Annotated in this window: 7 protein-coding genes; all 7 read right to left on the bottom strand. The window is 63.3% G+C overall.

The genetic code is table 11. The features are described 5' to 3' along the window. A partial coding sequence (locus tag ABX74_RS25235) for a hypothetical protein (protein ID WP_047889959.1) occupies positions 1-723 on the bottom strand: 723 nt, incomplete at its 3' end. Then, positions 720-2,279: a UDP-N-acetylmuramoyl-tripeptide--D-alanyl-D-alanine ligase gene (locus ABX74_RS25240; protein WP_047889960.1), complete on the bottom strand. Its 1,560-nt coding sequence runs from the start codon at positions 2,277-2,279 to the stop codon at positions 720-722. The genes ABX74_RS25235 and ABX74_RS25240, both read right to left, overlap by 4 nt. After that, a complete protein-coding gene (locus tag ABX74_RS25245; RefSeq protein ID WP_020908075.1) occupies positions 2,276-3,910 on the bottom strand; it encodes a UDP-N-acetylmuramoyl-L-alanyl-D-glutamate--2,6-diaminopimelate ligase in 1,635 nt (544 codons plus the stop codon). Before ABX74_RS25245 ends, ABX74_RS25240 begins: the two co-directional genes overlap by 4 nt. Positions 3,911-4,060: 150 nt before the next feature. Next, positions 4,061-5,935, bottom strand: a complete 1,875-nt coding sequence (locus ABX74_RS25250; protein ID WP_020908076.1) for a peptidoglycan D,D-transpeptidase FtsI family protein — start codon at positions 5,933-5,935, stop codon at positions 4,061-4,063. Continuing rightward, a complete protein-coding gene (locus tag ABX74_RS25255; RefSeq protein ID WP_020969859.1) occupies positions 5,932-6,576 on the bottom strand; it encodes a hypothetical protein in 645 nt (214 codons plus the stop codon). The genes ABX74_RS25250 and ABX74_RS25255 overlap by 4 nt, the downstream gene beginning before the upstream one ends. Beyond that, complete coding sequence (gene rsmH / locus ABX74_RS25260) at positions 6,573-7,586, bottom strand: 16S rRNA (cytosine(1402)-N(4))-methyltransferase RsmH (RefSeq protein WP_020969860.1); 1,014 nt, start codon at positions 7,584-7,586, stop codon at positions 6,573-6,575. The genes ABX74_RS25255 and rsmH overlap by 4 nt, the downstream gene beginning before the upstream one ends. 190 nt (positions 7,587-7,776) lie before the next feature. Then, a complete protein-coding gene (gene mraZ, locus ABX74_RS25265) occupies positions 7,777-8,208 on the bottom strand; it encodes a division/cell wall cluster transcriptional repressor MraZ (RefSeq protein ID WP_003941779.1) in 432 nt (143 codons plus the stop codon). Positions 8,209-8,655: the final 447 nt, after the last annotated feature.

Genomic DNA, 8,655 nt, shown 5'->3' on the forward strand with positions numbered 1-8,655 from the left:
GCCGGCGCCGGCCGCGCAGAGCACCGCGAGATCGAGCGGGTCTCGTACGTCGTAGCAACCCTTACCGGGATTCGTCTCGCACGAGTAGCGGAACTGCCAGAACGTGATGATGACGTAGGCGCCGAGAACGAAACTCATCGCTCCGGCGGCCAATCCGTCGAGGCCGTCGGTCAGGTTGACGGCATTGGACCAGGCGCTGACCAGTAGGTAGCAAAAGGCGATGAAGACCACGGAACCGAGTGAGACGGTGGCGATGTCGCGGACGTACGACAGATGAACACTGCCCGGAGTCAGCCCGTCGTCACCGCGGAACTGAAGGGCCAAGATTCCGAAGGCAATGGCAGCGACGAACTGGCCGACCAGCTTCGCTGTCTTGTTCAGTCCCAGATTGCGCTGCTTGCGGATCTTGATGAAGTCGTCGAGGAAACCGACTCCACCGAGCGCGGTGGTCAGACCGAGCACGAGTAGGCCGGACGCCGACGGTCCCTCCGCGTTGTCCATGCCGAGACCGATGAGGTGTGAGCCGAGATAGCCGGCCCAGATTCCGGTCAGGATCGCGACGCCGCCCATCGTGGGAGTGCCGCGCTTGGCCTGGTGACTGGCTGGACCTTCGGTTCGGATCTCCTGCCCGAAACCTTGTTTCGAGAACGCCTTGATCAGGATCGGCGTGAGCATGATGGAGACCGCCAGCGCGATGCCTGCGGCGAGAAGAATCTGGATCACTGCGAATCCCCGCCGTTCTCGCCATCGGTGTTCGCGTCACCGGTGTTGTCGCTGGGCGTTGCGGCCAGAATCGCTTCGGCGACCGTCCACAGTTCAACCGACTTGGACGCCTTCACCAGGACGAGATCGCCCGGTTCGAGTTCCGCTTCGAGAATGGCGATTGCCGCAGCTGCGTCGGGCACGACGACGGACTCGTCACCCCACGACCCCTCCATCACCGCACCTTGATGCATCGCACGCGAGGTGCGGCCCGTTCCGACGACGATCAACTTGCTGACATCGAGTCTGACGGCAAGGCGACCGATCGCGTCATGCTCGACGACCGATTCCGGCCCGAGTTCACCCATCTCACCGAGCACAGCCCAGCTACGGCGCCCGAAGTGCCGATCCGATCGCGCCATGGACACCAACGCTTTGAGCGCAGCGCGCATGGAATCGGGATTGGCGTTGTAACTGTCGTTGACGACGGTGACGCCGTCGGCGCGCTCGGTGACTTCCATCCGCCTCGCGGACGCTGCCTTCGTGCCCTCGAGGACACGCGCGATGTCTGCAACCGCGAGGCCGTTCTCGAGTGCGACGGCCGCCGCGGCTAGGGCGTTGCTCACGTGGTGTTCGCCGTGAACGGCCAGACGAATACGCGCAGAACCCTGTGAACAGTTCAGCGTGAAGGAAGCCCGGGCCTGGTCGTCGACAACCACGTCGGTCGCCCGAATGTCGCAGTCTTCGGACTGGCCGACGAATACGATCCGGGCCTTGGTTCGACTCGCCATTGCGGCGACCATGCGGTCGTCGGCGTTGAGGACCGCAACTCCACCGTCGGCAGCCGACGGGAGTGCTTCCACCAGTTCACCTTTGGCGACCGCGATCGCTTCACGCGAACCGAATTCACCGAGATGGGCGGTGCCGACATTGAGAACGACGCCGATCTTCGGCGGCGCGATCTTGGTCAGTTCGCCGACGTGACCGACCCCACGGGCCGACATCTCGAGGACCAGGAAGCGGGTCTTCTCGTCGGCGCGGAGCACAGTCCACGGCAAACCCAGTTCGTTGTTGAACGAGCCTGGTGGGGCGACCACCTCACCGCGCTCGCGAAGCAGCGCCGCAATCAGGTCCTTGGTCGAGGTCTTGCCTGCCGAACCGGTGACACCGACCAGCGTCAGCCCGCCCCCCGAAGCCGACCCCTCTGCTGCCAGTTCGTCGACCACGGCCCTGGCCAGGAGGCCGAGGGCATGCAAGACGGCAGCCCCGGATCCGTCTGTGTCATGTTCGAGCAACATCACAGCGCTCGGACCGTCGTTCGGTACCGACGGGACAACTATCGCCGGAACCCCGACCGGCCGCGCTGCTAGCACCGCCACCGCACCGGCGGCCACCGCCGCTTCCGCATGGTCGTGACCATCGACGCGTGCGCCGGGGAGTGCGAGAAACAGTCCACCTGGACCAGCCTTGCGCGAATCGAATTCGACGGTTCCTGTCACCTGAGTCGACGGATCGTCGACGTCATGCAGGGTTCCTCCGACGATCTCGGCGATCCGAGAGAGCGTCATCGGGATCATTGCTTGCCTCCATGTGCTGTGTTGATCGCGAATCGGCCGATCATTTCGCCCAACACCTCGCGGTCGTCGAATGGGTGTTTGACCCCGTCGATTTCTTGACCCACTTCGTGGCCTTTGCCTGCCACCAGTACTACGTCGCCTGGCTGCGCCCACCGGACTGCTTGCTCGATCGCGAGCGCCCGGTCCCCCACTTCGCGAATCTCGCCGCGTTCGGATTCGGGAACGTCGATGGCGCCTTGCATAACCGAAGCGCGAATTTTCGCGGGATCCTCGGTGCGCGGGTTGTCGTCGGTGACGATCAGCAGGTCTGCGCCCCTCGCACCAGCTTCGCCCATGAGGGTGCGTTTGCCGGCGTCGCGGTCCCCGCCCGCACCGACGACCACAGCCACTCGGCCGGGAACCTGATTGCGCAGGGTGGCGATCACGGCTTCGAGTGCCGCCGGTTTGTGGGCGTAGTCGACCACTGCCAGGAAGCTCTGCCCACGGTCGATCCGCTGGACCCGTCCGGGGACATCCACCGTTCCGAGTGCTCGAACAGCAGCGTCCGGATCGAGTCCGGCCGCGAAGCTGACAGTCAGTGCCAAGGCTGCGTTGGCCACGTTGTATCGACCGGGGAGGCGAAGCGAGACGGGCCACGATTGTCCGTCCGGCCCGACCAACTCGAAAGTCTGCGAGCCGTCCTCGGCAACCTCGACGGCGCCGACCTTCCACTCGGCCTCGGCCGTCGAGGTCGAGACCGTGGTCACCGCATCGCTCTCGTCGGTCGCGGCCAACTCAGCCATCCGTCGACCCCATACGTCGTCGACGCAGACGACGGCATGCTCGGCTCGCACCGTCGACTCGGGATCGAACAGCCGAGCCTTGGCCTGGAAGTACTCCTCGAAGTCCCGATGGAAATCCAGGTGGTCCTGCGAAAGATTGGTGAACGCGCCGATGTCGAAGCGGATGCCGTCGACGCGTCCGAGAGCGAGCGCGTGACTGGACACCTCCATGACGACGGTATCGATCCCCTGCTCTGCCATCACGGCGAACAGAGCATGGAGTTGCGGAGCTTCCGGCGTGGTCAGAGCGCTGGGTACCCGTCGGCCGTCGATCCGAGTCTCGATGGTGCCAACCAGACCGGGCTTGCGGCCGGCTCCGGCAATCGCCGCTTCGAGCAAGTACGACGTCGTCGTCTTGCCGGATGTGCCGGTAATGCCGACGACCTGCATCTTCTCCGATGGCCGGCCGTAGATCTCCGCTGAGATCTCACCGAGCACATCCCGCGGGTTCGGATGAACGAGAACCGGGACGGACCGGTCGGGCGCCTTGCCGGCGGCCTCGATCAATTCGAGGCCGGCCTCGTCGGTCAAGATCGCGGTCGCACCGCGCCCCAGAGCGTCGACGGCGAACTGAGCGCCGTGCGTCCTGGCACCGGGCAGAGCGGCGAAGAGGTCATCGGCCACGATTCCCTGCGCACGCAGGTCGACGCCCTTGACGACGACCTCCGACGACTGTGATCCCGGTTGCCCGACCCATTCGAGGCGAGCCCCGGACAGTTCGGAGAGCGCCGTGATCGCGGTAGCAACCGGTTGTGTCGGACGCGTCCCGGGAGCGCCGTCCGAGTTCGACGATTGCAAACGATTCGGCACTGTCACTCGACTCCTGGCAATTGTCGTTGTTCTTGGCGGTCGCAGCGCAAGCAAAGTTCGGCGTACTGCGATGAATGAGGTTACTGCGACGTTTGAGATTACCGTGTCCGGGATTCACCCGAAGACCCTGTCGAAACCGACACACCGCAATCAGTCCGCCTGCAACACCAACTTGCGACCGGGGTCCGGCGACATCGGAACGCTGTCACGCTGCAGCATCCACGACGCGATGTTGTGGAACAACGGTGCTGCCGATTGACCGCCGCCGCCGTCCACACCGCGAACCGGTGCGTCGAGCATGATTCCGATCACGAATCGGGGGTTGTCCGCGGGCGCGATTCCCGCGAAGGTGATCCAGTAGTTGGAGTTGGAATAGCACTTGCACGCGGGATCCACTTGCTGCGCGGTGCCGGTCTTTCCGCTGACCTGGTATCCCTCGACGCCCGCGGCAACACCAGTTCCTCGCTGGTTGCCGGTGTCTTCCTGAGTGACCGACCGGAACATGTCCCGAACCGTCGACGCTGTCTGGGCGCTGACCACCTCGACACCCTCGGGCTGCGGCGTCTCGGTCCGAGTGCCGGAAGAATCGACAGTCGACTTCACGATTCGCGGAGGAATTCGCACACCGTCGTTGGCAATGGCCTGGTACATCCCGGTCATCTGCAAGGTTGTCATCGAAAGACCCTGCCCGATCGGCAAGTTCGCGAAGGTTCCGCCGGACCACTGATCGCGACTCGGGACGCTGCCCGCGCTCTCGCCGGGAAGTCCGACGTCGGTGCGTTGTCCGAGGCCGAACCTGTTCAGCATGTCTGCGTAGCGATCCTCGCCCACTCGCTGAGCGAGCATCAAGGTGCCGACGTTCGAGGACTTTCCGAACACACCGGTAGAGGTATACGGGGCCACACCGTGATCCCACGCATCCTTGACTGTGGCACCGGACATCGTGATGCTGCCCGGGACTTGCAGAACTTCGTCCGGAGTTGTCTTGCCGTCCTCGATGGCCGCTGCTGCGGTGACGATCTTGTTCACCGATCCGGGCTCGAACGGCGTACTGACCGACGGATTGCCCATTTCGGCTGTCGGCGCGTTCTTGTCGATGCCGATCGCGGGGTTGAAGGTGCTGTCGTTGGACATGGCCAACACCTGTCCCGTCTTGGAGTCCATGACCACAACCGAAGCGTTCTTGGCGCCCGACTTGTCCTTGGCGATCTGGACCTGCTGCTGAACGTAGAACTGGAGGTCCGAATCGATGGTCAGCTCGACGCCCGAACCGTTGACGGCCGGTTGCTTGTCACGCCAGCTACCAGGGATAACAGCGCCGTCGGAACCGCGGTCGTACGTTTCGGATCCATCGGTTCCGGCGAGCGTGGAGTCCATCGAATCTTCGAGGCCGAGCAAACCGTGCCCGTCCCAGCCGGTCGCGCCGACGAGATTCGCTGCCAGAGAGCCACCGGGGTACTCGCGGATGTCCTGCCGCTCGAGGCCGACCTCCCGGAACTTGTCCGAGATCTCGGCAGCAACCGCCGGATCCACGCTGCGAGCGAGGTACGTGAAAGTCTCGTTGCTGTTCATCTTCTGAAGCAGATCTTTTTCCGGAACGGTATCGCCGAGCTTGGCGTGGATTCCGGCAGCGATCTCGGCGAGGCGATCGCTGACTTCCGGCGCCTGCTTGTCACCCTCGGCGCCCTGCTCGATGCTCTTCGCGCGCGCTTCCTCGAGTTCCTTGCGTACTCGCACCGGCTGAAAAGTCAGCGCCTTGGCTTCCATGGTGAACGCGAGGGGGTTTCCGTTGCGATCGGTTATCGAGCCGCGTACGGCCGGATCGACCTGCGTCGTGGTTCGTTGATTCGCAGATTCCGCAGCCAGGCTCGGCGCATCGATTCCCTGAATCCACAAGAGCTGCAATGCCGCAACGGCGAGCGCACCACACATGGTGATACGACCGACTCGCTGACGAAACGGAAATGAGGCAGTGGCCGAGCGGCGCGGACGCCGACCGGGGTTGTTACGGGAGTTCTGACTCACCGACGTTCCTCAGGCGGAGCAGGCACCGCCGTCGTGGTGGCGGGTGCTGTCGTCGTGGGGATCACAGGAACCAATTGTTCACTCTGCGCGAGGTTTCGCGTGTTATTCGGAACGCTCGGCGTGGCTCCAGGAACAACCGGCGTTGTGGTGCGCGGCGGTGTCGCGGTCGGTGCGGGCACCGATGTTGGCGCATCGAGCGGCGGCATCGCGCCGGCAGTCGCGGGAGTCGGCGTTCCGACGACCTCGACCGAACCATCCGGATGAACTACCAGGCGTGCAGGGTCCTTGGCGGGGACCATGCCGAGAGCACTTGCCTGATTTGCCAACTCCGGAGCCGAGTTACGCGACTGGAAGTCACGTTCGAGCGCGGCTTTCTGCTCGACCAAAGACTGGTTGTATGCACGTGCATCACTGAGTTGGTACGAATCCTCGGCAGCGCGAGTGGTCAGCAGCAGAGTCACCGCGAGACCGATGGACAGAAGTCCGATAACGGAGGCCACGAACGGTACCCGTCCCTTGAGCATCGCCCGAGGAGAGATCGACGGGCCGACAGCAGCGGCAGTTCCGGTCCGGCCTGCCGCCCGTGCGGTGCGCTTGTCGTATGCGCGTTGCGCTGCACCGGATTTGCCCTGACGACTCATGCCCGCCTCCTGGAAATGCGTTCTGCGGCACGCAAACGCACCGGAGCTGATCGTGGGTTCTCTTCGATTTCCTGCTCAGACGCACGTTCTGCGCCACGGGTGAGAATGCGGAACTCCGGCCCCATACCCGGCAACTCGACCGGTAGACCTTCAGGACTGGTGGACTTCGAGCGGGGAACCAACTCCGCCTTCACAACTCGATCCTCAAGCGACTGGTAGGACATGAACACCACTCGCCCACCGACTGCCAGTGCATCAAGCCCGGCAGGAACGGCCGCACGAAGCGAATCCAACTCGGCATTGACTTCGATCCGCAGCGCTTGGAAGGTGCGCTTGGCCGGGTGTCCACCCGTACGCCGCGTGGCCGCCGGGATTGTTCGGTACAGCAACTCGACCAGAGCTGCACTGGTGGTGAATGGTTCACGCTCACGCTGCCGAAGGATCTCGGACGCAATCTTTCCGGCGAACCGCTCTTCGCCGTACGTGCTCAGAATGCGAGCAAGGTCGCCGTGACTGTAGGTGTTCAGGACCTCTGCCGCGGTCAGCCCGACCGTCTGATCCATCCGCATGTCGAGAGGGGCGTCGATCGAGTACGCAAAACCTCGGTCGGCTTCGTCCAACTGCATCGACGACACACCCAGATCGAAGAGGATCGCGTGAACCGACTCCGTCGACGGCAGACCTGCCTGTTCGAGCGCGTCTTCGATCCCGTCATACGTGGTGTGCACGAACGTGGTTCGGTCCGCGAATGGCGCCAGACGCTCGGAAGCGATGCGGAGTGCGTTGGTGTCGCGATCGAGACCGATGAGGTGAAGGCCCGGGTACTTGCCGAGGAAGAATTCGGAGTGGCCTCCGAGCCCCAACGTCGCATCGATCATGTATGCGCCTTCGCCACCGTCACCGACGGCGGTGATGGCAGGGCCGAGAAGATCGTCGGCACGATGCAGAAGTACGGGGACGTGCGCGAAGCCATCGGCATCCGAGGGTTCGTTCACCTCGTGATCCACCATGATTGCTCCGGCTCCTACTTTCATGATTTCCGATGACTTTTCGAAAAGGTGCTGACTTTCCGAGAAGGCGATGACTGTTCGAGAAGGCGAATGCTTCGAGGTCCCTGCCCGAAGGAGAACCTGGCGCTGGGGAAGTGCGTCAGGGTCTTTCCGGGCAGAGGCCTCGCGGCATTCGCCGGGGGCTCTTCGCCTAGACGATCTCGCTGAGAGATTCGCCTGTTGCCTGCGAATAGTCCTCTTCGTTGTCTCCGAGATACCTCTCCCAGGCTGCTAGATCCCAGATCTCGAGGTAATCGACGGAGCCGGTCACTACGCATTCCTTGGACAGGTTTGCGTAACGCCGATGATCAGCCGAGAGGGTGATTCGCCCCTGGGCATCGGCGTGCTGTTCATCTGTACCGGCGGCCAGGGCACGTACATACGCCCGAGCTGCCGGATCATTGCGTGGAGCTGCCGCTGCCTTTCGAGCAAGCTTGACGAACTCGTCCCGGGGGTAGATGGCGAGGCTGTGATCTTGACTCTTGGTGATCATCAATCCTCCTGCCAGTTCGTCTCGGAACTTTGCCGGCAACGTGAGCCGACCTTTGTCGTCGAGCTTCGGCGTGAAGGTACCGAGGAACACTCGACACCTCCTGCGAGCTTGCGCTGAAACCCTCCCTATCGAGCGGATCGTGCTTCAGCTCTCCGCCCGAACCCACAGTACCCCACTTTCCCCCACAAACAAGGAGCACATGGTCCCTATTCAGCATCATTTGCTGATAAATAGCAGGTCAGCGCAGGTGGGGATACGTGGGGGAAATTTGCAACCGTGTCCCGGCCCACACCGCCGTCATATCGACCCTTCACGCCACGATTTGTCGCTCCCCCAAGCAAAATCGCAGTACAAGCGCGGTTTTCGAATAGACGTGAGCGGGACGAGGTCTGGTCGTGCGTTGCAGTTCGACCAGGGTGGAGGAAAGTGGAGGGGCGAGTGGAGCGAAGTGGAGGAAGCCCGCGGGCTTGCCTAGGGGCGACCGTGGGTGGCGAGTGATTCGCTCGCGCGTCACTGATTCACTTCGATGGATTGCCG

Origin of the sequence: Rhodococcus sp. ARP2 (assembly GCF_001029585.1) — a bacterium.
Classification (GTDB): domain Bacteria; phylum Actinomycetota; class Actinomycetes; order Mycobacteriales; family Mycobacteriaceae; genus Rhodococcus_F; species Rhodococcus_F erythropolis.

Excerpts from the sequence above, each read along its gene's own strand:
- ABX74_RS25240 (WP_047889960.1), bottom strand. The coding sequence starts at position 2,279 with ATGATCCCGATGACGCTCTCTCGGATCGCCGAGATCGTCGGAGGAACC.
- ABX74_RS25255 (WP_020969859.1), bottom strand. The coding sequence starts at position 6,576 with ATGAGTCGTCAGGGCAAATCCGGTGCAGCGCAACGCGCATACGACAAG.
- rsmH (WP_020969860.1), bottom strand. The coding sequence starts at position 7,586 with ATGGTGGATCACGAGGTGAACGAACCCTCGGATGCCGATGGCTTCGCG.